Consider the following 23,303-nt stretch of genomic DNA (forward strand, 5'->3'; position numbering starts at 1 on the left):
CAAGGAGGTTTCTGATGTCACAGGTTTGGTTGATTACAGGCAGTTCCCGCGGCCTCGGCAGGGCGCTTGCGGAGGCGGTGCTGGCGGCAGGGCACAAGCTGGTCGCGACAGCGCGCGATCCTTCGCAGCTTGAAGACATTAAAAAGCGCTATGGCGACAACGTCCTGACGATATCTCTGGATGTCACCGACGAACAATCGGCCGCTTCCGCCGTGAAGGCGGCGGTAGAAACGTTCGGCCGCCTCGACGTGCTCGTCAACAATGCGGGCTACGGCGACGTCGGATCGATCGAGGACACCTGCCTTGCCGATTTCCGCGCCCAGATCGAAACCAACCTGTTCGGAACGATCATCGTCACCAAGGCGGCCCTGCCGCTGATGCGTGAGCAGGGCTTCGGCCACATCATCCAGTTTTCCTCCGTCGGAGGTCGCATCGGCCCCGCCGGTCGCGCGCCCTATGCCGCGGCCAAGTGGGGCGTCGAGGGGTTTTCGGAGGTTCTCAACAGAGAGGTTGGCCCGCTCGGCCTCAAGGTGACGATTGTCGAGCCGGGCGGCTTCCGGACCGATTTCGCCGGTGCGTCCACGCAACTTCGCGAGGGTCGCCCGGAATACGAAGACACGGTCGGCAAGATGGCTCGCTACCAGCGCGACTATAACGGCAAGCAGCCGGGCGACCCGGCGAAGGCGGCTGCCGCAGTGGTTTACGTGGCCAGCCTCGCCGAACCGCCGCTGCGCGTGCTGCTCGGCAGCGATGCGGTGCGCGGCGTCGAACAGAACGATGCCGTCAGGGCGGAGGCCCATCGGCAATGGCGCGACCTCAGCGTCTCCACCGATTTCGAACCCGGGGCGGGTGCGGGAAAGTTCCCTTGGGAGGGAAAATAGCCTTTTCGCTCGCGGACTATGGCAGAAATCCCTGGGCCCCCGACACGACTCGCCTTCGCTTAGTTCTCGATCGTGAACTGCACGCGATCCGCTGAAAACCGCGTGATCGCGTATTGCACCGGAACGCCCTCGAGATCGGTGTTGACAGCCTTGGTGATGAGCACGATCGCTCCCGGTGTCAGTTCGAGCGCGGCAAGGTCGGCGGCATCGGCATGGGCGGCGGTGATCTCCGTCGTCGCGCGGACATAGTCGGAGAGGCCGAGGTCGGCAAAGGCACGGGTGATCGATTCCGTCTTCTCGTAGACTGCGGGCAAGCCCGCAAAGCGTTCCGCCGGAAACCAAGCCGTTGCGCACGAGACCGGCCGGTCGTCGGCCTTGCGCACCGTCTCCATGCGGATCACGGGCGCCCCCGCCCGCAGCTTCAGCCAGCGCGCCACCTCTTCGTCCGCTCTTTCCTCGCTGTGACTGAGCAGCAGCCCGCGCATCGCGCGCGCCTGCTCGCCGATCCCGGCCGTGAACCGCGTCCGCCTGGTGATCGGAAAGTTCAGACGCTCCTTGCGCTCAATCAGCGTGCCGCGTCCCTGCACGGCGCGCACGATCCCTTCCTGGGCAAGGGCTGCGATCGCGCTTCTGACGGTATGCCTGTTGACGCCGAACTGCTGCGCCAGAAGCGTCTCGGGCGGCACCATGCCGGTCTCGTCATAGGCACCGGCGCTGATCGCCTGGCGGATGCGATCGGCGATCTGCCGCCAGAGCGCCACGCCCGTCTGTCTTTGTACCTGCCCAGCCATTTCGCTCCTCGATGTCACACGCTTGTCACGTCTGCGTTTTAAGCCTAAACATATCTTGTATAGTTGTCTATATCAATAGACATTTAAAGGATGTGGCGATGACCTTAGCGGAAAAGAATGAGACGGCGGCAGGTGGGCGCAAGCGCGTCATCGACCTGCTTGCTCGCGCGGAACGGCAGGAATTGCTGGCGGCATGGGACAAGCTGGCGGAAAAGCCTGCGGTCCAGCCGGTGCGTGGACCGGAAATGGGCCTCGTCATGGTTCGCGGCCGGATGGGTGGCGGCGGTGCGCCGTTCAACCTCGGCGAGGTAACGGTCACCCGCGCCACCGTGCGCCTCGCATCAGGCACCGTCGGTCACGCCCAAGTGCTCGGCACCGATCGCGAGAAGGCCCGACTTTCAGCCATCTTCGACGCCCTCTGGCAGGAGCCGGTAACGCAGCCGCTTGTCGAGCAGGCGCTTCTTCAGCCGATCGCTTCCCGCGTCGCCGATGCCGATCGCCGCAAGGCCGACGAGACGGCGGCAACGCGCGTCGATTTCTTCACCATGGTTCGCGGAGACGACTGATGAGCCTCAAGACGGAAGTTCCTAAGAATGACGTGTTGGCCGGAGGCTTCGCCGAGCCGGTCTTCCACGCCCAGAGCGTGTTCAAGCTGATGATGGATGCGATGGCGCGTCCGGGCACGATCCAGACGGTCGCCCCCGATGCTCTGCCGCCGGCCCCGCTCGGCGTTGCATCAGGCGCGATCGCCCTCACGCTCTGCGACCATGACACGCCCGTCTGGCTGTCATCAGGGCTGGCAAAATCCGCCGTGCCGCAATGGCTCGGCTTCCATACCGGGGCGCCGGTGACGTCGGAGAAGGCCGAAGCGCGCTTCGCCTTTGTCGAAGCCGGAACACCTCTGTCGTCGTTCGGTCTCTTCGCCGCAGGCACGCAGGAGTATCCGGACCGTTCGACGACTGTTGTCATCGAACTGGCGGATATCGAAGGCGGCCGTAAGCTGGCGCTCATGGGCCCCGGCATCAAGATGGTCACCGACATCGCGCCGCTTGGCCTGCCAGATACCTTCCTCCGCCTATGGACGGAGAACCGCGCCCTCTTCCCGCGCGGCATCGACATCGTGCTGACCTCGGGCAGCCGGTTCGTCTGCCTGCCGCGCACCACCAAGATCACCGCGACGGAGATGTGACCCATGTATGTTGCTGTCAAAGGGGGCGAGGCCGCCATTGCCAACGCCCATCGCCTGCTGGCGGATCGCCGTCGCGGCGACCGTTCGTTGCCGGCTATCGGTATCGACCAGATCGTGGCGCAGCTGGCGCTGGCGGTCGACCGTGTCATGGCCGAAGCCTCGCTCTACGATCGCACGCTTGCAGCGCTTGCCGTCCGCCAGTCGCGCGGCGACATGATCGAAGCGATCTTCCTGCTTCGCGCCTATCGCACGACGCTACCGCGCTTCGGCTATAGCAAGCCTGTTGACACCGCCCGCATGAAGATCGAGCGTCGCGTCTCCGCCACCTACAAGGATCTGCCCGGCGGCCAACTGCTCGGCCCGACCTTCGACTACACGCATCGCCTTCTCGACCCTTCGCTGCTGACTGACGAAGCTGTCGAAGAACCGACGCTTCGCGAGGCAGAAACTGGCCGCGTCATGCGCGTTTCGGAAATCCTGGCGCAGGAAGGCCTGATCGAGGGCGATGGCGAAATGCCGGAGGATCACGAGATCGGCGACCTGACCCGCGAGCCGATGGAATTCCCGATGACCCGCGATCTGCGCCTGCAGGCGCTGGCGCGTGGCGATGAAGGCTTCCTGCTGGCGCTCGGCTATTCCACGCAGCGCGGCTACGGCCGCAACCATCCCTTCACCGGCGAAATCCGCATCGGCGAAGTGGAAGTGGAGTTCGATGTTCCCGAACTCGGCTTCGCCGTCTCGCTCGGCACCATCCAGCTGACCGAATGCCAGATGGTCAACCAGTTCAAGGGTTCGTCCAAGGCACCGCCGCAGTTTACCCGAGGCTACGGCCTGGTCTTCGGCCAGAGCGAGCGCAAGGCAATGTCCATGTCGCTCGTCGATCGTGCGCTGCGCGCCGAAGAACTCGGCGAGGACATCACGGCTCCGGCACAGGACGAGGAATTCGTCATCTCGCATGCCGACAATGTGCAGTCGACCGGCTTCGTCGAACACTTGAAGTTGCCGCACTACGTCGACTTCCAGGCGGAACTCGATTTGGTTCGCCGCATGCGCAACGAATTCGAAGCCAACCGCATCGGCGGCGATGACACTATCAAGGAGGCTGCGGAATGACCGATCTAGCCAGCTACAATTTCGCTTACCTCGACGAACAGACGAAGCGCATGATCCGCCGCGCGATCTTGAAGGCGATCGCCATCCCCGGCTACCAGGTACCCTTCGCCTCGCGCGAAATGCCGATGCCGTACGGCTGGGGCACCGGCGGCGTGCAGGTCACGGCCTCGATCATCGGGCCGGATGACGTGCTGAAGGTCATCGACCAGGGCGCCGACGATACGACCAACGCCGTCTCGATCCGCGCATTCTTCCAGAAGGTCGCAAGCGTCGCAGTGACGACGCATACCAAGGATGCAACGATCATCCAGACCCGCCACCGTATCCCGGAAGAAAAGCTCGCCGCCAACCAGGTGCTGGTCTACCAGGTTCCGATCCCGGAACCGCTGCGCTTCCTCGAGCCGCGCGAGACCGAAACCCGCAAGATGCACGCGCTTGAGGAATACGGTCTCATGCATGTGAAGCTCTATGAGGACATCGCGCATAACGGCCGCATCTCCAAGACCTATGCCTATCCGGTCAAGGTCGCCGGCCGCTACGTCATGGACCCGTCGCCGACGCCGAAGTTCGACAATCCGAAAATGCACATGTCGGACGCGCTGCAGCTCTTCGGGGCAGGGCGCGAGAAGCGCATCTATGCCGTTCCGCCCTACACCGAAGTCGTCAGCCTCGATTTCGACGACTATCCCTTCGAGATCCAGCGCTTCGGCAAGCCCTGTGCGCTCTGCGGCGCGGAAGAGGTCTATCTCGACGAGGTCATCCTCGATGACAAGGGCGGGCGCATGTTCGTCTGCTCCGACACTGACCATTGCGAAGATCGCCGCGCCCATGGGCATGCCGGCGAGATGTTGGCACCCAATCAGGAGGCCGCCGAATGAGCGACACCCCGCTTCTCAAAGTCAACGACGTCTCGAAGTTCTACGGCAACCGTATCGGCTGCCGGAACGTCTCCTTCGAGCTCTGGCCCGGCGAAGTGCTCGCCATCGTCGGTGAATCCGGCTCAGGCAAGACGACGCTGCTCAATTGCATCTCGACGCGGTTGATGCCGACCACCGGCAGCGTCGAATACCACATGCGCGACGGCGCCTATCGCGACCTCTACCGCATGAACGAAGCCGAGCGCCGCTTCCTGATGCGCACGGACTGGGGTTTCGTGCATCAGAATCCGGCTGACGGTCTGCGCATGACGGTGTCTGCGGGTGCAAATGTCGGCGAACGCCTGATGGCGATCGGCGACCGCCACTACGGCAACATCCGCTCCACAGCTATCGACTGGCTGCAGCGCGTCGAGATCGACGAAGGCCGTATCGATGACCAGCCGCGCGCCTTCTCCGGCGGCATGCGCCAGCGTCTGCAGATCGCCCGCAATCTGGTGACCGGCCCGCGTCTGGTGTTCATGGACGAGCCGACCGGCGGCCTCGACGTGTCGGTGCAGGCGCGCTTGCTCGATCTCGTGCGTGGTCTCGTCAACGATCTAGGCCTTGCCGCGATCATCGTCACCCACGACCTCGCCGTCGCGCGCCTGCTGTCGCACCGCATGATGGTGATGAAGGATGGCCATGTCGTCGAGCATGGGCTGACCGATCGCGTCCTCGACGATCCGCGCGAGCCGTACACGCAGCTCCTCGTTTCCTCCATCCTGCAGGTCTGATCGCGAATGCTGTTCGGACTCCGGCTACAGGTGTCCGTGGCAAGCGAAACTAAGGAAAGAAATCATGGCAACGCCACTCGTTGTTTCTGAAGTCGTCAAGAGCTTCACCATGCACCTGCGCGACGGCATCAAGCTGCCGGTCGTTTCGGACGTATCCTTTTCCGTGGCATCCGGGGAATGCGTCGTCCTCGGCGGCCCTTCGGGCATCGGCAAGAGCTCGCTCCTGAAGATGACCTACGGCAACTATGCCGTCGATAGCGGCCAGATCCTCATCAAGCATCATGACAAGATCGTCGATCTGGCGACCGCTGACCCGCGCACGATCATCGACGTTCGTCGCCACACACTCGGCTATGTCAGCCAGTTCCTGCGCACCGTGCCGCGTGTCGCGGCGATTGACGTTGTTGCCGAGCCGCTGGTCGCCCGCGGCGAGAAGGCGGAAACGGCGCGGGAGAAGGCGGCAAACCTTCTCTCGAAGCTGAACCTGCCGGAAGCGCTCTGGCAGCTCCCGCCCGCCACTTTCTCCGGCGGCGAGCAGCAGCGCGTCAATATCGCCCGCGGCTTCATCACCGAGCATACCGTCCTGCTCCTCGACGAGCCGACGGCCTCGCTCGACGCCAGGAACCGCGCCGTCGTCGTCGGCATGATCGAGGAGAAGAAGAAGGCGGGCGTCGCCCTTCTCGGCATCTTCCACGATGAGGAAGTGCGCGAGGCCGTCGCCGACCGCATTCTCGACGTTCAGAAGTTCTCGCCGCGAAAGGCAATCGCCGCATGAGCCGCATGATTGGCCTCGAGCCCTATTTCCATGAAACGGCATCCGTGAAGAACGCCACCTTCGGCCGCTTCACGGAGGTCTCGGAGCGTTGCCGCATCGAGGAAGTCGAGTTCGGCGACTATTCCTATGTCATGCAGGACGGCGCCATCTGGTGCGCGACGATCGGCAAGTTCGTCAACATCGCCGCCTCGGTGCGCATCAACGCCACCAACCACCCGACCTGGCGCGCAACGCTGCACCATTTCACCTATCGCGCCGCCGACTATTGGCCGGATGCCGATATGGAGACCGATTTCTTCGAATGGCGTCGCTCCAACCGCGTCGTCGTCGGCCATGACGTCTGGATCGGCCACGGTGTGACCATCCTGCCAGGTGTTACGGTCGGCAATGGCGCGGTCATCGGCGCCGGTGCCGTCGTCTCCAAGGATGTTGCCCCTTACACCATCGTCGGCGGCGTCCCCGCCAAGCTGATCCGCGAACGCTTCCCGAAGGAGGTCGGCGAACGCATGGACAAGCTCGCCTGGTGGGATTGGGAGCACGACCGCCTGCGGGTCGCGCTGGCCGATTTCCGCGCGCTGAGCGCCGAAGATTTCCTCGCCCGCTACGAAGCATGATCGGGCGCCCCAGACTGGGGCGCTCATTCTGCCCGGAGCTTGACCGGCCCAAAATCGGCCGGCTGACCGCCGTTGCTCGCGGCACGCCTGGGTGCCTAAAACTTGCAGCCGACGAAGCATCGGCTCACCCCATTGTCACAATAGTCGCGCCAGTCTCTGCTAAGAAAGAACAGGAGACGACCCCTGTTTGCCGCAAGGATAACCACGCGTCTTGGGCGTGGATGAGCTTGCGCGAATGCCAATTCCTGTAAGAATCGGAAACACATTGTGACTAAGTCTTTACAAAAGCTACCCTTTTCCGACTTGTCTCGTAAACCTACTTCATGGATATTAGACTGATCTTGAGGAAGTCATCATGATCAGAATGATTGAAGATCCGGCGGAATTGGCCGGCGAAGATATCACTGGCAAGTATATTCTGCGCAAGCTCAACTATCATTGGTTCGCCTACGGCAAGGCTGCGATCGTGACCGCCTGCAAGGGCACGATCCTGGAGCTTGATCGTGAGGAAACGGTCTATTCCGAGCATTGGGGCCGCCGCGCCTACACGGGAACCGGCAAGCGCTATCCGGGTGGTATCTGTCCGATATCGGCGGTCGCCTGCGTCTGCGATACGCCGGACGACGTAAATGCCGTCATCCAGCTCGATGTCGACGCGCAGGACGAGTTCTACCGGTTGATCGCCAAGACGGAAGCCAAGGTTCGCGCCCTTGCGTCTTCGTCAGAGAACACGGTGTTTCTGGCGGCTGCCGAATAAGTCTGGCGTTCCTGGTGGTTCGGTATAAGACCGAGCCTCCCGCGATCCGTCCTCGCGGATGGATGTCACAAGGCGCAAATGACCGACAACACCGACACTATTCTCCTTGCTGAAAATATTGGCTCCAGGCACGATCTCCACGTCTTCGCCGACGGTTGTTACGAACCCGATTCAGGGGAGGGCGGCTGGGCATTTGTGGTCTTTCGCGACGATGCCGAAGTCGCCTCCGGTTTTGGCTGCGTCAGGGACACCGCCAGCAATGCGACGGAACTGATCGCGCTGCTCGAAGCGGTGGCGTGGATCAACAGCAATGCAGCGGGGGAAACAGCCGTCGTCTGGTCCGACTCCGTTTACGCCGTCAAAGGCTGCAATCACTGGCGCCACATCTGGAAGAACAACGGCTGGAAGAAGATAAGCGCCAACGCGAAGGTCCGAAGCCGCACCATCGCAAATCCGGATCTTTGGAAGGCGATAGACGCTCAACTCTCGCGCAATCGCCTGCTGACGATCGCCTGGTGCAAGGGCCATTCGGGCCTTGCCGGCAACGAGCGCGCGGATGAACTCGCCGAGCGCGGCCGCCTGTCACTGCGTGGCAAGGGTATCCGATGAGAGTTGACCCACGTCGGCCCGCGCGCGGAAGTGCAGGTTTCCAATAGGCGCCGCCGGCACGTGACCATCGCTCGCAGCTGTCCGAAACGCCTTGAGGGCAGGTGGCTGCACGCGCCGCCGTCGCCGTTGCCGCAATCAACTCTTGGCTTCGGCCCTCACGCCCATGGGTTCTTCGCCAGCTGCCATTCACCGGTCTCGTCAGGTTCGACGCGCTTGTTGCCGCGGTAGAAGATCGGCAGTCCGGTCTTCTTGTCCATGGAAAAGCGGCTGGGTGTGAACTTCTCGTCCTCGTGTCCGCGGATGGCGAGAGCGAGGGCCTCTTTGAACTTCCCGTCTTTGCACAGGCTTTTGAAGAGTGTCTGGTCCATCGCTTTACTCCACTATCGTCGGGTCCCGGATTGCCTGCCATCGACTGGCGGTCCGGTCAACCGTCAATGGCGACAGGCCGGGGGTTGAAATCGCGAGGCGAGACGCCGACCGGCAGGCTCTTATCTTCATGCAAACCGGCCGGGTTTCGTTATGCCCCAAAACTCGATTATGACAGTCCTTACATAAAACTGACATTGGAGGTTCATGAACCGGGACTAATGCACTCCCTCATATCGCATCTGGACTATGAGGAAGAGCATGATGTTCGAACTGAAGAATGTCACCCGCCGTTTCGGAAAGAAGACAGCTGTTGATTCCGTGACGCTCGACATTCCTCAGGGCCAGATGGTCGGCATCATCGGCCGGTCCGGCGCCGGCAAGTCCACGCTTCTGCGGATGATCAACCGCCTGCAGGAGCCGACGTCGGGCTCGATCCATTTCGCCGGCGTCGAGGTTTCCAGTCTCCGTGGCCAGGCGCTGCGCAACTGGCAGCGTGATTGCGCGATGATCTTCCAGCAGTTCAATCTCGTTCCGCGTCTCGACGTTCTGACCAACGTCATGCTCGGTCGTCTCAACCATCGTTCGACCACGATGAGCCTGCTCGGTCTTTTTAGCCGCGAAGAGCGCATCCACGCCATCGCTGCCCTTGAGCGTCTCGGCATCGAGCAGACGGCTTTGCAGATGGCCGGCACTCTGTCGGGCGGCCAGCAGCAGCGCGTGGCGATTGCCCGCGCCCTGATGCAGAACCCGAAGATGGTGCTTGCCGACGAGCCGATCGCCTCGCTCGACCCGCTCAATGCGAAGATCGTCATGGACGCGCTGCGCGATATCAACGAGCGCGAAGGCATCACCGTCATCACCAACCTTCATACGCTCGATACGGCCCGCAACTATTGCGAACGCATCGTCGGGATGGCCGCTGGCCGCGTCGTGTTCGATGGCAGGCCTTCCGAATTGACCGCCGATGCCGTCAAGCAGATCTACGGCACCGACAAGGATGGCGCCGGCATCGACGAGACGATGACCTCGACCTCGATCAACATTCCAGCGGCCGTTGCCGCCAATCAATCCGCCGGCTTGCAACCGCTGGCGCTGGCCGGTCTCTGAGAGGGGCGGCCTCGATCGTAAGCCCGCGTTATGGGCACCTTCTTCTAACCAGAGATCGCCGGGGACACCGGTCAATCAGGAGAGTACCATGTTGAAGAAAGCACTCTTTGCCGCGACGGCGCTGTTTGCGCTTGCCGGCGTCTCGCATGCCGCAGACCTCAAGGAATTCCGCGTCGGCATCCTCGGCGGCGAAAACGAAGCCGACCGCCTGCGCAACTACGCTTGCCTGGCTGACCACCTGAAGACCGAGTTCGGCTTCGAGAAGGTTTCGCTCTTCCCGGCTGCTGACTATGACGGCGTTATCCAGGGTCTGCTCGGCGGCACGCTCGACTTCGCGGAGCTCGGCGCTTCCGGCTACGCCGCCATCGCCATCAAGGACGAGAAGGCCGTTACGCCGATCCTGACGACGGTTCAGAAGGACGGCTCGACGGGCTACCACTCGATCGGTCTCGCCCTGAAGTCCTCCGGCATCAAGGACATCAAGGACGCAAAGGGCAAGAAGCTCGGCTACGCCGATCCGGACTCCACCTCGGGCTACCTGATCCCGCTGACGCAGATCCCGAAGGACACTGGCATGCCGAACGACCAGTACTTCGCGTCCACGCAGTTCAACGGCGGCCACGAGAACAACCTTCTCGCCGCTTACGACGGCAAGGTCGACATCGCTGTTGATGACTCCTCAGGCATCGGCGATTTCAAGGACGGCTACACCTCCGGCACCTTCCGCAAGGCTGTCGACAAGGGCACCGTAGACCCGAACAAGCTGGTTGAAGTCTGGCGTTCGCCGCTGATCCCGAACGGCCCGCTCGTCGTTCGCAACGAACTCGGCGCTGATTGGCAGGCCAAGCTCACCGACTTCTTCATGAAGCTCCCGGAAAAGGATGCCAAGTGCTTCGCAGCCATCGAAGGCGGCGACTACCAGGGCTACACCAAGGTTCAGGCTGACTTCTACAACGCCATCATCGACGCTCGTAAGGCTGCCATCGGCGGTTGATCGATCCTGACAGTTGGAGGGCGGCCGTCACAAGCCGCCCTTTTTCCTGCGAAGAAAGCGGACACCCTTCATGACTTTTGCCGATCCCAACGCCCAAGCGCCCGCCGTCCAGCAAAGCGCAAGTGAAATCGGTGACGCCTGGAGCAAGATGGTGGCCCGCCGTCGCCTCTATACCGGTCTCGGGCTGGTGATCCTGCTGGCTGCCTTTGTCGCCTCGGTACGGTTCGCGGACGAAAGCAATGCCGGCCATTTCTTCGAGCGCCTGCCGCATCTCTTCGATTTTCTGAGCTGGCTCATTCCCAAGGATTGGAATGATGTCTGGCGCGCCCTGTTCGATGTCGCAAGCCCGATCCAGAAGACCGGCGAGGAGTACAATTTCGCCGAGGGCCGGGTTTATGTCTGGGGCGGTTTCTATATCCCCGAATATTTCGAGCTGATGATCATCACGATCAATGTCGCGCTCGTCTCCACCCTGATCGGCTTCATTTTCGCCGTGCCGCTGAGCTTTCTCGTGGCCCGCAATCTGGCACCATCCAATCCGCTGCGCATCGTCGCCAAGCGTCTGACGGAATTCCTGCGTGCCTTCCCCGAGATCGTCATCGCCGGCCTGTTTTCGGCCATCCTGTCGATCGGTCCGGTTGCCGCGATCATCGCGGTCAGCCTGCACACTATCGGGGCGCTCGGCAAACTCTTCTATGAGGTCGTCGAAAACATCGACATGAAGCCGGATGAAGGCATGAAAGCCGTCGGCGCCAGCTGGTCGGAGCGTGTCCGCTTCGCTGCCCTGCCGCAGGTCATGCCGAACTTCGTTTCCTACGCACTCCTTCGCCTCGAGATCAACGTCCGCGCCTCCACCATCATCGGCGCGGTCGGCGGCGGCGGTATCGGCGAGGAGCTGAAGCTCTCCATTTCGCGTGGATTCGGCGCCAAGACGATGGCGCTCGTTCTCCTGCTTTTCATCACCATCGTTGCGGTCGACCAGTTCTCCGCATGGCTGCGCCGCCGCCTCGTCGGCGAGCACGCCTTCCTTTTGCAGCATTGAGGTCCGCCATGACGGTGATCGACGCCAACCGGATGCACGAGATCGAGCAGCGCTATCCGGAATATTTCAAACGGTCCTTCAAGCAGCGCTTCGGCGGCCTGATGATCGTGATCGCGACTCTCGTCTATGCGCTTTACGCGACCTGGTTCTTCGACCTGCCGAAGCTGCTTGCCGAAGCTCACTGGGAGCGCGTCGGCCTCTATCTCAGCCAATGGGTCAGCTATGACGTGCAGCCTGAGTTCCGCATCGGTGATGATGGCATTACGGTCAAGTATCCGCGCTTCTCGCCGCTCGGCGACGATCCGCATCCCGACTGGGTTGTGAGCAATCCCGATGGCAGCCTCACAGCCTCCGTCAGGGGCACAAGCCGCACGGTCACGATCTCCAGCAAGGAAACGGTTGTCACTGCCCATGGCATCAGCGTGCCGGTGGACTTCTCCAGCGGCGCCCCGAAGGTCGTGGGCCCGGTCCCTGCCTGGATGACGGTCTACGATGACAACGTCCTTGCCGATCTCGGATTTGCCGGCGATGTCAGCATCTCGGTCGATCGCGTGAAAGTCCGCAAGCGCTTCCTCGGTTGGGCGAATTTTGTCTTCGACACGCAGTCGCCGTTCTTCGACAAGCCAGCGACCGAGGTTATCAGCCTGATCGTTTCGGGTCCGGACCTGAAGCCCGGTCAGTCCAACCTGTCGCTTGCCTTCGATAATATCTGGCACAACAGCGCCTGGCAGCATGGCGACGTCTGGACCAAGCTGTTCCAGACCATCGTGATGGCCTTTCTGGGAACGCTGCTCGGCGCGTTGCTTGCTTTCCCGCTGGCCTTTCTGGCTGCGCGCAATATCACCCCGAACAAGGTCCTGAACCAGGTCCTGAAGCGGTTCTTTGATTTCCTGCGCTCGGTCGACATGTTGATCTGGGCGCTCTTTCTGACCCGCGCCTTCGGACCCGGTCCCTTGGCCGGTTCCGGCGCGATTTTCCTCACGGAAACGGGCACGCTCGGCAAGCTCTATTCCGAGGGCCTGGAAAACGTCGACAACAAGCCGCGCGAAGGCATCAAGTCGACCGGTGCCTCCACCGTGCTCACCCATCGCTACGGCATCATCCCGCAGATCGTCCCGGTCTTCGTCAGCCAGACGCTCTACCAGTGGGAATCGAACGTACGCGGCGCAACGATCATCGGCGCGGTTGGCGCTGGCGGCATCGGTCTCAAGCTGTGGGAAGCGATGCGCACCAACGCGAACTGGGAAAACGTCGCCTACATGGTGCTGCTGATCCTGATCGTCGTGTTCCTGTTCGACATGGCGTCGAACGCCCTGCGTCACCGTCTGATGGGGACCAAGGCCCACTGAAAAAGCGCGGGATCGTTCAGGACCATCATCATTCTGTCACGGAAATCTTTTAGCCGGAAGCCAGCTTGCGGTCGTGGTCAAATCACTGAAGACTGCGACCGCACTCCGAACGATTCCCAGGATAAGAGCCTTGCGCTACGCACTCTATTTCACGCCGCCGAAGGATGACCCCTTGAACGGCACGGCCGCGCTCTGGCTCGGCCGCGATGCCTTCACCGGTGAAATTTATCCGGCTCCCGATTGTCCGGACCTGCCAGCCGCCGAGCAGTTCGAACTGACAGCCGATCCTCGCCGCTACGCTTTCCACGCGACGATCAAGGCACCGTTCCATCTGGCCGCCTCCGTCACCGAAAAGGACCTGATCCAGGTGGTCGAGGATTTCGCCGCCCGCACGTCCGCCTTTGAGATTCCCGAGCTGGTGCTTGGGCAGTTGGGTAAATTCTTTGCGCTGGTGCCCGCTTTTCTGCATCCGCCGCTTCAGGATTTCGCCGCGACGGTGGTAAAATCCTTCGAACCGTTTCGCGCCGCGTTGTCGGATGCGGATATAGCGCGCCGCAACCCGGAGAAACTGAGCGAAAGCCAGAGGGCCAATCTGTTGCGCTGGGGCTATCCCTATGTGATGGATGATTTCGGGTTCCACATGACGCTGACCGGCCAGGTGCCGCAGGAGCGTGCAGGCGTGATGAAGGCCATTCTGGCGGAGCGTTTCGCCGCCTTTATCGGCCGCCCGCTCCCCATTAGTGGCCTTGCCGTTTTCGTCGAGGAGGCGCGGGGCGCGCCGTTCAAAGCCCATTCCTGGTGGCCGCTCGCCGGCGCTAAAAATTGAAAGACCATATTCGATGACCAAAGAAACAGTCTTCTCAAATGCCCGCATCGTTCTCGAGAATGAGATCGTTGAAGGATCGGTCCTCGTCCGCGATGGCAAGATCGCCGATATCTCGACGGGCAGTTCCCGCGTGGGTGAGGATTTCGAAGGCGATTATCTGATCCCGGGTCTCGTCGAACTGCACACCGACCATCTGGAAGGTCACTATTCGCCGCGTCCCGGCCTGCGCTGGCACAAGACGGCGGCGATCCAGGCGCACGACGCACAGATCGTCACCTCAGGCATCACCACGGTTTTCGACTGCCTGCGCATGGGCGCCGACGAGGACGGCGGCTTCGAGCACGGCGAGATGCGCGAGATGGCCGATGCGATCCAGAAGGCCGAGCAGGAGGGCCGCCTGCGTGCAGAGCACCTGCTTCACCTGCGCTGCGAGGTCTCTGCCGACAACGTGCTGCAGCACTTCGCCGATTTCGAGAACGATCCCTATGTCCGTCTTGTCTCGCTGATGGACCACGCGCCCGGACAGCGGCAGTTCCAGACGATGGACCAGTACATCTTCTACTACCAGAAGAAGCGCGGTCTCTCCGATGCGGAGTTCGCCAAGTTCGTCGATCGTCGCGTGTCCGAATCTGACCGCAATTCCACGCCGCACCGCACGGCCATTTCCAAGGTCTGCGCCGAGCGCGGCATCACCGTCGCCAGCCACGACGACGCGACGCTCGCCCATGTCGACGAGGCTATCGAAAATGGCGTTCGCCTTGCCGAATTCCCGACCAGCTTCGACGCCGCCAAGGCGTCGCACGAGCATGGCATGAGCGTTCTGATGGGCGCCCCGAACATCGTTCGTGGCAAGTCGCATTCCGGCAATATCGCCGCCCGCGATCTCGCCGAATGCGGCGTGCTCGACGTTCTGTCCTCTGACTACGTCCCGCTCAGCCTGCTCTACGCACCCTTCCTGATTGCCGACGAGGTGGAGAGCATTTCGCTACCGAAGGCGATCGCCATGGTCACCGCGACGCCGGCTCGCACCGTTAGCCTCAACGATCGCGGTCGCATCGCCACTGGCCTGCGCGCCGATCTCGTCCGCGTTTTCCGTGATCACGGCGTGCCGGTCACCCGTGCTGTTTGGCGTGAAGGGCGCCGTGTCGCATGAACCCGTCGCACGAACCTCACATCGTTCCCGGCACAGAGCACGGCATCATGGTCGTCGTCGTTGGCCCGAGTGGCGCCGGCAAGGACACGCTGATGGCGCTCGCCGCCAAGCACTTTCGGGGTCGTCCTGAGGTGCATTTCGTCCGACGCGTCATTACTCGCCACACCCATGCCGGCGGCGAGCAGCATCTCGCCGTGTCCGACCAGGGCTTTGCGTCGATGGAGCAGGCCGGGAGCTTCGCGGTCTGGTGGGAAGCGCACGGCTTGAAATATGGCATTCCAGCCGAAGTGTCGGTGTCGCTCGCGCAGGGAAATCTGGTCATCGCCAATGGCTCGCGCTCCGCGCTTCACCATTTCAAGGCTGTTTTCCCGCGGCTCAAGGTCATCAATGTGACGGCGACTGCCGAGGTTCTGGCAAGCCGACTCGAGGCGCGCGGTCGCGAGACGCATGAAGACATCATGGCGCGGCTCGCCCGCGGCCCGCTGACGGTGCGTGGCGACTACGACGTGACCGACGTCGATAACAGCGGCTCGCTTGAAGACGGCGAGCGCAGGATCGTGGATGCGCTGAACGGCTTCCTCACCGAAGTGGCTTAGGATCGGGAGGTACGATGGCAATCGTTGTCGTTCCTTACGATCCCGAGTGGCCACGGCTTTTCAACGAGGTCAAAGCAGAGCTGCAGCCGGTGCTATCCGACTTGGCACCGGTGTTTCATCATGTCGGCAGCACATCGGTTCCGGGCCTTGCCGCGAAGCCCAAGATCGATCTGCACGCTGCTTTCGGCAACGAGGATGGGTTGCTGACCGCGATCGAGCGGGTAAAAGGCCTCTCCGCCTACGCGTTTCACGGTGACAAATACAACGACCAGAGCTGGACCTTCACCTGCGGCAAGGGCTCCTATGGCGCGCGGCTCTATCTCTGTTCATCCGATAACCGTGTGCTCCGCGATCGCACCGTTTTCCGCGATTACTTGCGGGCCCATCCCCAGCGGGCGAAAGCATACGCGGCACTGAAGCTTCGCCTGATGAGCCAGGCGAACGACGATCGGGCCTATTACACAGGCGGCAAGACCGACTTCGTACGCGAGACCTTACGTCTCGCGGCTGGCGAAGTGGACTGATGTCACGGCGCAATCTTGTTGTGCGTGGAAAAAATCGAATGAACTTTCAGTGATTTGGACGAACTGATCTTCCCCGTCGATCCCCGCGCCAACGATCTGGCGCACACTGATGACTTCATTGGACAGGGAGCCGGGTCGCGAACCGGATCTGACAAAACGGGTTGAAAAGTCCGGCGTTCGATGATGTTTGCAGGAGGAGGATCGCAGGCGTCAGGACCGGCGATCAACCGCAACGGAAATGCCGAGAGACGCTCCTGTCGGCCTGGAAGCGCGGGGACCTCGATGCAATCGGGCAGGCGGTACCGCCTGACAATCCACATAGACCACAACCGCTGCCTGCCCATTCCCAGGCAGGCCAAGCCGTACCGGAGCATTCTCCGGCGCGGACATTACTGCTGGCAGCGGCACCCCTTGTGGGATGCCGCTGCCACTGCGTTATTCGCCTTCGCCGCGTCCAGCGACGATCTCGCGCTTGCCGACATGATTTGCCGGGCCGACGAGACCTTCCTTCTCCATGCGCTCGACGAGCGAAGCCGCACGGTTGTAGCCGATGCCGAGCCGGCGCTGGATGTAGGAGGTCGAGCACTTCTTGTCGCGCATCACGACCTTGACCGCCTGCTGGTAAAGCTCGTCGCCGTCTTCGGAGCCCATGGCGCTCTTGTCGAAGACTGCGCTGTCCTCTTCTTCCCCGTCCTCTTCTTCCTCGTCAGCGGTGACGGTGTCGAGATATTCCGGCCGACCCTGCGTCTTCAGATGCGCGACGACCTTCTCGACTTCGGCATCGGAAACGAACGGTCCGTGCACGCGCGAAATCCGCCCGCCGCCCTGCATGTGCAGCATATCGCCCTGGCCGAGCAGTTGTTCCGCGCCCTGTTCGCCAAGAATAGTGCGGCTGTCGATCTTCGACGTCACCTGGAAGGAGATACGGGTCGGGAAGTTCGCCTTGATCGTGCCGGTGATGACGTCGACCGACGGGCGCTGCGTCGCCATGATCAGGTGGATACCGGCAGCACGCGCCATCTGCGCCAGGCGCTGGATCGCCCCTTCGATTTCCTTGCCGGCGACCATCATCAGGTCGGCCATTTCGTCAACGATGACGACGATATAGGGCATCGGCGTCAGGTCCATCTCCTGGCTCTCTTCGATCGGAGCGCCCGTGCTTCTGTCGAAGCCGGTCTGGACCATGACATGGATGGTCTCGCCCTTGTCGCGCGCCTGCGCCACGCGGCTGTTGTAGCCGTCGATGTTGCGCACGCCGAGGCGTGACATCTTGCGATACCGATCCTCCATCTCGCGCACCGCCCACTTCAGCGCCATGACGGCCTTCTTGGGGTCGGTGACGACGGGCGTCAAAAGGTGCGGGATGCCGTCATAGACGGAGAGTTCCAGCATCTTCGGATCGACCATGATCAGGCGGCACTGCTCGGGCGACATCCGGTAAAGCAGCGACAGGATCATGGTGTTGATGGCGACCGACTTACCCGAACCGGTGGTGCCGGCAACGAGCAGGTGGGGCATCTTTGCGAGCTCGGCGATGACGGGTTCGCCGCCGATCGTCTTGCCGAGGCCGAGCGCCAGCTTGAAGCCGCTCTTCTCGAAATCCTGGCTTTCGATCATCTCACGGAAGTAGACGGTCTCGCGCAGCGCGTTCGGCAATTCGATACCGATGACGTTGCGGCCGGGAACCACCGCGACACGCGCCGACAGGGCCGACATCGAGCGGGCAATATCGTCGGCGAGGCCGATGACGCGGGAAGACTTGACGCCCGGTGCCGGCTCGAACTCGTAAAGCGTGACAACAGGGCCGGGGCGGACATGGATGATCTCGCCCTTGATGCCGAAATCCTCGAGAACACTTTCCAGAAGGCCGGCATTCTGCTCCAGCGTCTCCTGCGACATGATCTCGCCGACACGTTCAGGCGGCTCCTGCAGCAGCGAATGCGACGGGAATTCGTAGCCTGAGGCATCGACCCTCGAGGCGACGACCTTCGGTGCGGCAAAACGCGGTGCCGGTGCGAGCGGCTGCGGCGCCAAAGCGCGAACTGGCAGCGGAGCGATAGGCTGCACTTTCGGCTCGACTTGCGCCGCTTCTTCCACGCGGCTGTGTTCGGTCGCGACCGGGTTTTGCGCGGCGCGGCCACGCGTCAAACCGGGAGAAGGCGCGACAGCGGCTGGGGCGACCGGCTGAGGCACCGAAGCTACGGCCATTGCGGGCTGTTGCCGACCAGGCCGCCACTCCATGACGCGGAACCGGCTGATGATCGATTCGGGGCTGACCTCTGCCTTCGGCATGGAGACCGGCGGCAACAGGATCGGTTCGGCTGCCGCTTCCTCGAAGGCCATGACCTCCCAGAATGCGAAGTCCGAGATGGCAGCCAGTTCCGTGGCTGCGCGGACAACGGTGTGAGTCTCGGGCTCGACCGACATCAACGGCAATGCGGTGGCAGTCGGCTGCACCTCGATCGCCGGCGCGATCTCCGTTTCGTAGACCTCGACCGGAGCGTTCGCGACAACAGGTGCCTGCTGTTCCACGCTCGCGCCGATTTCCGCCGCAACGCGTTCCTGCAGCGCAAGCGGCGGCGTGCGAAAGGGCGGCGCCGGTACGCGCTTCGGATTGATCAGATTCTCGGGCGTGCGGGTGAACCGCACATTCGGAGCCAGTGAAAAATTGCTCTGCCAAATTGGTGCCGTAGGCTTCTCGCCTGCGTGTTCCTGCAGCTGTTCACCTTCGACTTCCGCGGAAATCTCCTCGGCCCCTGTCAGATTGGTTCTCGGAAAGCGCATACGACCGCTACTCACTCATGATTAGCAACTAATATCGGCTTTCGAATTAGGAAATGAAGGTTAATAAGTTCCTTCCATCCGCGCGGTCATTCGGCGAGAAACAAAAGGAAAATCATTTTATATCAATGGCTTGGAAGGCAATGAAAATTTTAATGAATTTTCGACGAAGCGCTCAGTGCGCTTCGTCCCAGTTGGTGGCCGAACGCGCGTCGACTCTCAGCGGCACCCGCATTTCGAGCGCCGGCATGGTGGCGTTCTCCATCACCGAAACGATGATCGGCGTCGCCTTTTCGACGTCTGCGTCCTCGACTTCGAAGATCAGTTCGTCGTGCACCTGTAGGAGCATGCGCACGCGGTCGCCAAGCCCTGCTTCGGCCAGCGCCGGCTCCATCTTGATCATGGCCCGGCGAATGATATCGGCGGCTGATCCCTGGATCGGCGCGTTGATCGCGGCGCGCTCGTTGAAGGCGCGAACCGACGGGTTGGACGAGCGAATCTCCGGGTAGTTGATTCGCCGCCCGAAGATCGTTTCGACGTAACCCTTGTCACGCGCCATCTGCTTGCGGCTGTCCATGTAGTCGCGGATGCCGGGGAAGCGCTCGAAATACTTCTTGATGTAGTCGCCCGCTTCCGAGCGCTCGATCGAGAGCTGATTGGCAAGGCCGAAGGCTGAGATACCGTAGATGATGCCGAAGTTGATGGCCTTGGCGCGACGTCGCACTTCTGACGGCATGCCCTCGACAGGCACGCCGAACATCTCCGATGCGGTCATCGCATGAATGTCGACGCCGTCGGCGAAGGCCTGCGTCAGCTGCGGAATCTCGGCGACGTGGGCGAGCACGCGCAGCTCGATCTGGCTGTAGTCGGCCGAAATCAGCTTATGGCCCGGCGACGAGATGAAGGCCGTACGGATCTTGCGGCCTTCCGCCGTCCGAACCGGAATGTTTTGCAGGTTTGGTTCCGAGGAGGACAGGCGACCTGTCGTCGTCGAGGCCAGCGAATACGAGGTGTGAACCCGCTTCGTCTGGGGGTGCACGTATCCCGGCAGCGCATCCGTGTAGGTGGACTTGAGCTTGGTCAGCTGGCGCCAGTCGACGATCTTGCGCGGCAGTTCGAAGCCCGCGGCGGCGAGGTCTTCGAGAACGCTTGCCGAGGTCGACCATTGGCCGGTCTTCGTCTTCGTACCGCCGGCAAGTCCCATCTTGCCGAACAGGATGTCGCCCAGCTGCTTCGGCGAGCCGATGGTAAAGCGACCGCCTGCAAGCTTGAAAATTTCGTCCTCGAGTGCCGCGGCGCCTTGTGCGAGATCGCCGGACAGGCGCGAGAGGATCTGCCTGTCGACGGTGATGCCGCGTTCTTCCATGTGTGCCAGGACCGGAAGCAAGGGCCGCTCGAGGCGTTCGTAAACCGTGGTCAGCTTCTCGGCGGCAAGGCGCGGTTTCAGCACCAGCCAGAGCCTGAGCGTGATCTCCGCATCCTCGGCGGCGTAGTGCGTCGCGCGATCGATATCGACGAGGTCGAATGTAACGTTCGACTTACCGCTGCCGGCCACGTCCTTGTAGGCGATCGGCGTGTGGCCGAGGAACTTCTCCGACAACGGGTCCATGCCGTGCGCGCCGGTGCCTGCGTCGAGCACGTAGGAGATCAGCATCGTATCGTCGAAGTTCTTGGTTTCGACCCCGTAGCGCTTCATCAGCAGGTAGTCGTATTTGAGGTTCTGGGCGACCTTCAGGATCGACTCGTCTTCCAGCAGTGCCTTCAGCCGGGGCAGGGCATCTCGCATCGGGATCTGATTGTCCGCAAGCCCGCCGCCGAGCAGATCGCCGACGCCCGTCTTGTGGGCGATCGGGACGTAGGCGGCGCGAATGCTGGTGCCGGTGGCGTTCCTGTCGTTGTCGGCAATCGCCATCGAGAAGCCGACGAGCTCCGCCTGCATCGCATCGAGCGACGTGGTCTCGGTGTCGAAGCCAACCAGTCCGGTTTCGCGCGCATCGGCAATCCATTTGTCGAGCGTCGCGATGTCGCGAATGGTGACATAGCGCGAGTGGTCGAAGGGCAGGGAGGCAAAGGCCTCGGCGCGCGCCTTGGCAAGATCGCCCGGCCGGAAGGTACCCTCGCGACCATTCGCGCCGTTCGCCTTTGCCGGAACGGGCACGGCCTCGCCTGCAACGTCGGGAATACCGCCGGCAACCGGCTCGGGCTCTGCGGCGTCGAGATCCGGCCCGCGCGCTGCCGCACCCCACTGGACCGGAACATCCACGGCTTCGATCGCGCTGGCATCGCAATCGCAAGCCTCGGCCACGCGCCGCGTCAGCGAGGTAAACTGCATTGCCTTCAAGAAGCCGATCAGCTTCGGTCCGTTCTGAGGCTCAAGGATCAGGTCTTCGACCTTGAGTTCAAGCGGAACATCGGTGCGCAGCCGCACGAGCTCGCGCGACAGGCGGGCCTTGTCGGCATTCTCGATGATCGTCTGCCGGCGCTTCTCCTGCTTGATCTCGGTCGCGCGTTCGAGAAGCGTGTCGAGATCGCCGTAGTCGGCAAGCAGTTGCGCCGCCGTCTTCGGGCCGATGCCGGGGATGCCAGGCACGTTGTCGACCGAGTCGCCGGTCATCGCCTGGAGGTCGATCATCTTCTCGGGTGGAACGCCCCACTTCTCGATGACATCAGGAACGGCGATCTGCTTGTCCTTCATGCTGTCGTACATGTGGACGTTGGTCGTCACCAGCTGCATCAGATCCTTGTCCGAAGACACGATCGTCACGTCGGCGCCGAGCGCCTCGGCCTGGCGAGCATAGGTTGCAATGATGTCGTCGGCCTCGAAACCCTCCGTCTCGATGCACGGCAGGTTGAAGGCCCGTGTGGCGTGACGGATGAGACCGAACTGAGGGATGAGTTCGTCGGGCGGTGTCGAGCGGTTCGCCTTGTAGGCGTCGTAGAGATCCTTGCGGAATGTCTTTGCCGAATAGTCGAAGATGACGGCCAGATGCGTCGGGGTCGCGCCAACCGATGTGTCGCGCGCATCGGTCAGGAGTTTCCACAGCATGTTGCAGAAACCCGACACGGCGCCCACCGGCAAACCGTCGGATTTGCGCGTCAAAGGGGGAAGTGCGTGAAAGGCTCGAAAGATAAAACCGGAGCCGTCGATTAGGAAGAGATGATCGCCTTTTTTCATGGCGTCATGGATAGCGCGGCGACCTTGGAAGGTCCATATAAAGTTCCGAGGGTGAAAACTTTCTGGCTCACCAAAGTGTTACTAATTTGTAATAGTCAATCCTCGGCTTTCCCTTGAAAAGCCACATTCCCGATCACAAATGATTACTACCGGCGTTTGATCGTGTTTGATCGCGTCGAGGGTCTGATAGCTGGCTTGTCCCCCGCCGCTTCGGACTTGGACAAAGGCCTTATCCCCTCTCCGGGCCTTTGTCCCCATTTTAAAGCCGCCATAGCCAGACCTCCAGGCTATGGCGGCTTTGTTTTGCTGCTCTATCTTTCGAACATAGCCTGCGATGAAGCATTTGTGATGCGTCGTATGCGATTTGTTGCATTGTTTCATCGAGTTTTCTGCGACTAATTGAGAAGATGGGAATTAATCGAATGGACTCGGGAGCTTACCTTGCCAGTCAGCTGGCCAAGGGCTTCGCTCGTTCGCTCCAGCAGCGCGCGGCGCGGCTCGGCTTTTCGCCCGGGCAATTCCCCGTTCTTCTCGAACTCTGGGCCGAGGACGGGCTGACGCAGAAGCAGTTGCTGGCCCGCGTCGACATCGAACAGGCGACGATGGCGAACACGCTTGCGCGCATGGCGCGCGACGGGTTGATCGATCGTCGTCCGCATCCGTCCGACAAGCGCGCGCAGCTGATCTTTCTCACGGACAAGGCCAAAGGCATGGAAGACGACGCCATCGAGGCGGCGCGTGAAGCGGACCTGGCCCTGTTTCAGGGCTTCAAGAGCTTCGAGCGCGAACTGACGCTCGAGTACATCCGCCGCCTGCTCGACAATGCCAAGAAGCTGTAATCGACACTGTTCCGCCGCCGTTATGGTCGAACTCCTCCGCATGCGCTGAAAACAAGCTCTCGCCCGCCGCCAGCTATTCGTGCTCTCGTCCCCCGGGCGTGTCTGACGCGCCCATCTCTCGCCATTGGCTCCCCCTGCCTGCTTTTTCGTCTCGAAAGCGACCGGCCT

23 protein-coding genes are annotated in these 23,303 nt (G+C 61.9%); 19 read left to right on the plus strand and 4 right to left on the minus strand.

Annotated features, from left to right (window positions below; translation table 11 throughout):
• The first annotated feature begins 14 nt into the window (after nucleotides 1–14).
• Complete coding sequence (locus tag AS026_RS35980; RefSeq protein WP_025658586.1) at nucleotides 15–881, plus strand: oxidoreductase; 867 nt, start codon at nucleotides 15–17, stop codon at nucleotides 879–881.
• A gap of 59 nt (nucleotides 882–940) precedes the next feature.
• Here AS026_RS35980 and phnF read toward each other — a convergent pair whose 3' ends face one another.
• On the minus strand, nucleotides 941–1,672 hold the full coding sequence (gene phnF, locus AS026_RS35985) for a phosphonate metabolism transcriptional regulator PhnF (protein ID WP_025658587.1): 732 nt from the start codon (nucleotides 1,670–1,672) through the stop codon (nucleotides 941–943).
• 98 nt (nucleotides 1,673–1,770) lie between these two features.
• Between phnF and phnG the strand changes: the two genes are divergently transcribed.
• The 9 genes from phnG to AS026_RS36030 all read left to right on the plus strand — a co-directional run bounded on the left by phnG (nucleotide 1,771) and on the right by AS026_RS36030 (nucleotide 8,380).
• On the plus strand, nucleotides 1,771–2,238 hold the full coding sequence (gene phnG / locus AS026_RS35990) for a phosphonate C-P lyase system protein PhnG (protein ID WP_062375757.1): 468 nt from the start codon (nucleotides 1,771–1,773) through the stop codon (nucleotides 2,236–2,238).
• Nucleotides 2,238–2,861 (plus strand): phosphonate C-P lyase system protein PhnH, encoded by a 624-nt coding sequence (gene phnH, locus AS026_RS35995; protein WP_062375762.1) that lies wholly within the window; start codon nucleotides 2,238–2,240, stop codon nucleotides 2,859–2,861. The genes phnG and phnH overlap by 1 nt, the downstream gene beginning before the upstream one ends.
• 3 nt (nucleotides 2,862–2,864) lie before the next feature.
• Nucleotides 2,865–3,974 carry a carbon-phosphorus lyase complex subunit gene (locus tag AS026_RS36000; protein WP_025658589.1) on the plus strand — a complete coding sequence of 370 codons (1,110 nt, stop codon included), beginning with the start codon at nucleotides 2,865–2,867 and terminating at the stop codon, nucleotides 3,972–3,974.
• Nucleotides 3,971–4,852, plus strand: a complete 882-nt coding sequence (locus AS026_RS36005; RefSeq protein WP_025658590.1) for an alpha-D-ribose 1-methylphosphonate 5-phosphate C-P-lyase PhnJ — start codon at nucleotides 3,971–3,973, stop codon at nucleotides 4,850–4,852. The genes AS026_RS36000 and AS026_RS36005 overlap by 4 nt, the downstream gene beginning before the upstream one ends.
• Nucleotides 4,849–5,625 carry a phosphonate C-P lyase system protein PhnK gene (gene phnK / locus AS026_RS36010; protein WP_062375765.1) on the plus strand — a complete coding sequence of 259 codons (777 nt, stop codon included), beginning with the start codon at nucleotides 4,849–4,851 and terminating at the stop codon, nucleotides 5,623–5,625. Before AS026_RS36005 ends, phnK begins: the two co-directional genes overlap by 4 nt.
• A gap of 64 nt (nucleotides 5,626–5,689) precedes the next feature.
• Entirely contained in the window at nucleotides 5,690–6,400 is a 711-nt protein-coding gene (phnL, locus tag AS026_RS36015; RefSeq protein ID WP_025658592.1) for a phosphonate C-P lyase system protein PhnL, read from the plus strand.
• Nucleotides 6,397–7,014, plus strand: coding sequence for an LbetaH domain-containing protein (locus AS026_RS36020; protein ID WP_062375769.1), 618 nt, complete (start codon nucleotides 6,397–6,399; stop codon nucleotides 7,012–7,014). The genes phnL and AS026_RS36020 overlap by 4 nt, the downstream gene beginning before the upstream one ends.
• A gap of 355 nt (nucleotides 7,015–7,369) precedes the next feature.
• The gene (locus tag AS026_RS36025) at nucleotides 7,370–7,771 is read left to right on the plus strand and encodes a hypothetical protein (protein ID WP_018116731.1); all 402 of its coding nucleotides are present in this window, start codon (nucleotides 7,370–7,372) and stop codon (nucleotides 7,769–7,771) included.
• 78 nt (nucleotides 7,772–7,849) lie between these two features.
• Entirely contained in the window at nucleotides 7,850–8,380 is a 531-nt protein-coding gene (locus AS026_RS36030; RefSeq protein ID WP_025658594.1) for a ribonuclease H family protein, read from the plus strand.
• Between the two features lie 155 nt (nucleotides 8,381–8,535).
• Here AS026_RS36030 and AS026_RS36035 read toward each other — a convergent pair whose 3' ends face one another.
• Complete coding sequence (locus AS026_RS36035; protein ID WP_016552344.1) at nucleotides 8,536–8,748, minus strand: hypothetical protein; 213 nt, start codon at nucleotides 8,746–8,748, stop codon at nucleotides 8,536–8,538.
• Between the two features lie 262 nt (nucleotides 8,749–9,010).
• Between AS026_RS36035 and phnC the strand changes: the two genes are divergently transcribed.
• From phnC to AS026_RS36075, 8 genes are all read left to right on the plus strand, one after another.
• A complete protein-coding gene (gene phnC, locus AS026_RS36040; protein WP_062375773.1) occupies nucleotides 9,011–9,856 on the plus strand; it encodes a phosphonate ABC transporter ATP-binding protein in 846 nt (281 codons plus the stop codon).
• A gap of 88 nt (nucleotides 9,857–9,944) precedes the next feature.
• Nucleotides 9,945–10,850 carry a phosphonate ABC transporter substrate-binding protein gene (gene phnD / locus AS026_RS36045; protein WP_062375778.1) on the plus strand — a complete coding sequence of 302 codons (906 nt, stop codon included), beginning with the start codon at nucleotides 9,945–9,947 and terminating at the stop codon, nucleotides 10,848–10,850.
• 70 nt (nucleotides 10,851–10,920) lie between these two features.
• On the plus strand, nucleotides 10,921–11,892 hold the full coding sequence (gene phnE, locus AS026_RS36050) for a phosphonate ABC transporter, permease protein PhnE (RefSeq protein ID WP_018116735.1): 972 nt from the start codon (nucleotides 10,921–10,923) through the stop codon (nucleotides 11,890–11,892).
• An 8-nt stretch (nucleotides 11,893–11,900) separates the two neighbouring features.
• The gene (phnE, locus tag AS026_RS36055; RefSeq protein ID WP_025658596.1) at nucleotides 11,901–13,241 is read left to right on the plus strand and encodes a phosphonate ABC transporter, permease protein PhnE; all 1,341 of its coding nucleotides are present in this window, start codon (nucleotides 11,901–11,903) and stop codon (nucleotides 13,239–13,241) included.
• Between the two features lie 130 nt (nucleotides 13,242–13,371).
• Nucleotides 13,372–14,067 carry a DUF1045 domain-containing protein gene (locus AS026_RS36060; RefSeq protein WP_062375781.1) on the plus strand — a complete coding sequence of 232 codons (696 nt, stop codon included), beginning with the start codon at nucleotides 13,372–13,374 and terminating at the stop codon, nucleotides 14,065–14,067.
• Between the two features lie 13 nt (nucleotides 14,068–14,080).
• A complete protein-coding gene (locus AS026_RS36065) occupies nucleotides 14,081–15,220 on the plus strand; it encodes an alpha-D-ribose 1-methylphosphonate 5-triphosphate diphosphatase (RefSeq protein ID WP_025658598.1) in 1,140 nt (379 codons plus the stop codon).
• Nucleotides 15,217–15,816, plus strand: coding sequence for a phosphonate metabolism protein/1,5-bisphosphokinase (PRPP-forming) PhnN (gene phnN / locus AS026_RS36070; RefSeq protein ID WP_025658599.1), 600 nt, complete (start codon nucleotides 15,217–15,219; stop codon nucleotides 15,814–15,816). Before AS026_RS36065 ends, phnN begins: the two co-directional genes overlap by 4 nt.
• 14 nt (nucleotides 15,817–15,830) lie before the next feature.
• Nucleotides 15,831–16,340 (plus strand): GrpB family protein, encoded by a 510-nt coding sequence (locus AS026_RS36075; RefSeq protein ID WP_062375784.1) that lies wholly within the window; start codon nucleotides 15,831–15,833, stop codon nucleotides 16,338–16,340.
• A gap of 435 nt (nucleotides 16,341–16,775) precedes the next feature.
• On the opposite strand, the gene AS026_RS36080 is transcribed toward AS026_RS36075, so the two are convergent.
• Both AS026_RS36080 and polA read right to left on the minus strand, forming a co-directional pair.
• Nucleotides 16,776–19,124, minus strand: a complete 2,349-nt coding sequence (locus AS026_RS36080) for a DNA translocase FtsK (RefSeq protein WP_062375789.1) — start codon at nucleotides 19,122–19,124, stop codon at nucleotides 16,776–16,778.
• A 172-nt stretch (nucleotides 19,125–19,296) separates the two neighbouring features.
• On the minus strand, nucleotides 19,297–22,296 hold the full coding sequence (gene polA, locus AS026_RS36085) for a DNA polymerase I (RefSeq protein WP_025658602.1): 3,000 nt from the start codon (nucleotides 22,294–22,296) through the stop codon (nucleotides 19,297–19,299).
• A 422-nt stretch (nucleotides 22,297–22,718) separates the two neighbouring features.
• Here polA and AS026_RS36095 point away from each other — a divergent pair, with 422 nt between their 5' ends.
• Nucleotides 22,719–23,135, plus strand: a complete 417-nt coding sequence (locus AS026_RS36095) for a MarR family winged helix-turn-helix transcriptional regulator (RefSeq protein WP_016552356.1) — start codon at nucleotides 22,719–22,721, stop codon at nucleotides 23,133–23,135.
• Nucleotides 23,136–23,303: the final 168 nt, after the last annotated feature.

Origin of the sequence: Rhizobium altiplani (assembly GCF_001542405.1) — a bacterium.
Classification (GTDB): domain Bacteria; phylum Pseudomonadota; class Alphaproteobacteria; order Rhizobiales; family Rhizobiaceae; genus Rhizobium; species Rhizobium altiplani.

Excerpts from the sequence above, each read along its gene's own strand:
- AS026_RS36095 (WP_016552356.1), top strand. The coding sequence starts at position 22,719 with ATGGACTCGGGAGCTTACCTTGCCAGTCAGCTGGCCAAGGGCTTCGCT.
- phnE (WP_025658596.1), top strand. The coding sequence starts at position 11,901 with ATGACGGTGATCGACGCCAACCGGATGCACGAGATCGAGCAGCGCTAT.
- AS026_RS36075 (WP_062375784.1), top strand. The coding sequence starts at position 15,831 with ATGGCAATCGTTGTCGTTCCTTACGATCCCGAGTGGCCACGGCTTTTC.
- phnK (WP_062375765.1), top strand. The coding sequence starts at position 4,849 with ATGAGCGACACCCCGCTTCTCAAAGTCAACGACGTCTCGAAGTTCTAC.
- AS026_RS36035 (WP_016552344.1), bottom strand. The coding sequence starts at position 8,748 with ATGGACCAGACACTCTTCAAAAGCCTGTGCAAAGACGGGAAGTTCAAA.
- AS026_RS36005 (WP_025658590.1), top strand. The coding sequence starts at position 3,971 with ATGACCGATCTAGCCAGCTACAATTTCGCTTACCTCGACGAACAGACG.
- phnC (WP_062375773.1), top strand. The coding sequence starts at position 9,011 with ATGTTCGAACTGAAGAATGTCACCCGCCGTTTCGGAAAGAAGACAGCT.
- phnL (WP_025658592.1), top strand. The coding sequence starts at position 5,690 with ATGGCAACGCCACTCGTTGTTTCTGAAGTCGTCAAGAGCTTCACCATG.
- AS026_RS36030 (WP_025658594.1), top strand. The coding sequence starts at position 7,850 with ATGACCGACAACACCGACACTATTCTCCTTGCTGAAAATATTGGCTCC.
- AS026_RS36020 (WP_062375769.1), top strand. The coding sequence starts at position 6,397 with ATGAGCCGCATGATTGGCCTCGAGCCCTATTTCCATGAAACGGCATCC.
- phnD (WP_062375778.1), top strand. The coding sequence starts at position 9,945 with ATGTTGAAGAAAGCACTCTTTGCCGCGACGGCGCTGTTTGCGCTTGCC.
- AS026_RS36065 (WP_025658598.1), top strand. The coding sequence starts at position 14,081 with ATGACCAAAGAAACAGTCTTCTCAAATGCCCGCATCGTTCTCGAGAAT.
- AS026_RS36025 (WP_018116731.1), top strand. The coding sequence starts at position 7,370 with ATGATCAGAATGATTGAAGATCCGGCGGAATTGGCCGGCGAAGATATC.
- AS026_RS35980 (WP_025658586.1), top strand. The coding sequence starts at position 15 with ATGTCACAGGTTTGGTTGATTACAGGCAGTTCCCGCGGCCTCGGCAGG.
- phnG (WP_062375757.1), top strand. The coding sequence starts at position 1,771 with ATGACCTTAGCGGAAAAGAATGAGACGGCGGCAGGTGGGCGCAAGCGC.
- AS026_RS36000 (WP_025658589.1), top strand. The coding sequence starts at position 2,865 with ATGTATGTTGCTGTCAAAGGGGGCGAGGCCGCCATTGCCAACGCCCAT.
- AS026_RS36080 (WP_062375789.1), bottom strand. The coding sequence starts at position 19,124 with ATGCGCTTTCCGAGAACCAATCTGACAGGGGCCGAGGAGATTTCCGCG.
- phnH (WP_062375762.1), top strand. The coding sequence starts at position 2,238 with ATGAGCCTCAAGACGGAAGTTCCTAAGAATGACGTGTTGGCCGGAGGC.
- phnE (WP_018116735.1), top strand. The coding sequence starts at position 10,921 with ATGACTTTTGCCGATCCCAACGCCCAAGCGCCCGCCGTCCAGCAAAGC.
- phnF (WP_025658587.1), bottom strand. The coding sequence starts at position 1,672 with ATGGCTGGGCAGGTACAAAGACAGACGGGCGTGGCGCTCTGGCGGCAG.
- phnN (WP_025658599.1), top strand. The coding sequence starts at position 15,217 with ATGAACCCGTCGCACGAACCTCACATCGTTCCCGGCACAGAGCACGGC.
- polA (WP_025658602.1), bottom strand. The coding sequence starts at position 22,296 with ATGAAAAAAGGCGATCATCTCTTCCTAATCGACGGCTCCGGTTTTATC.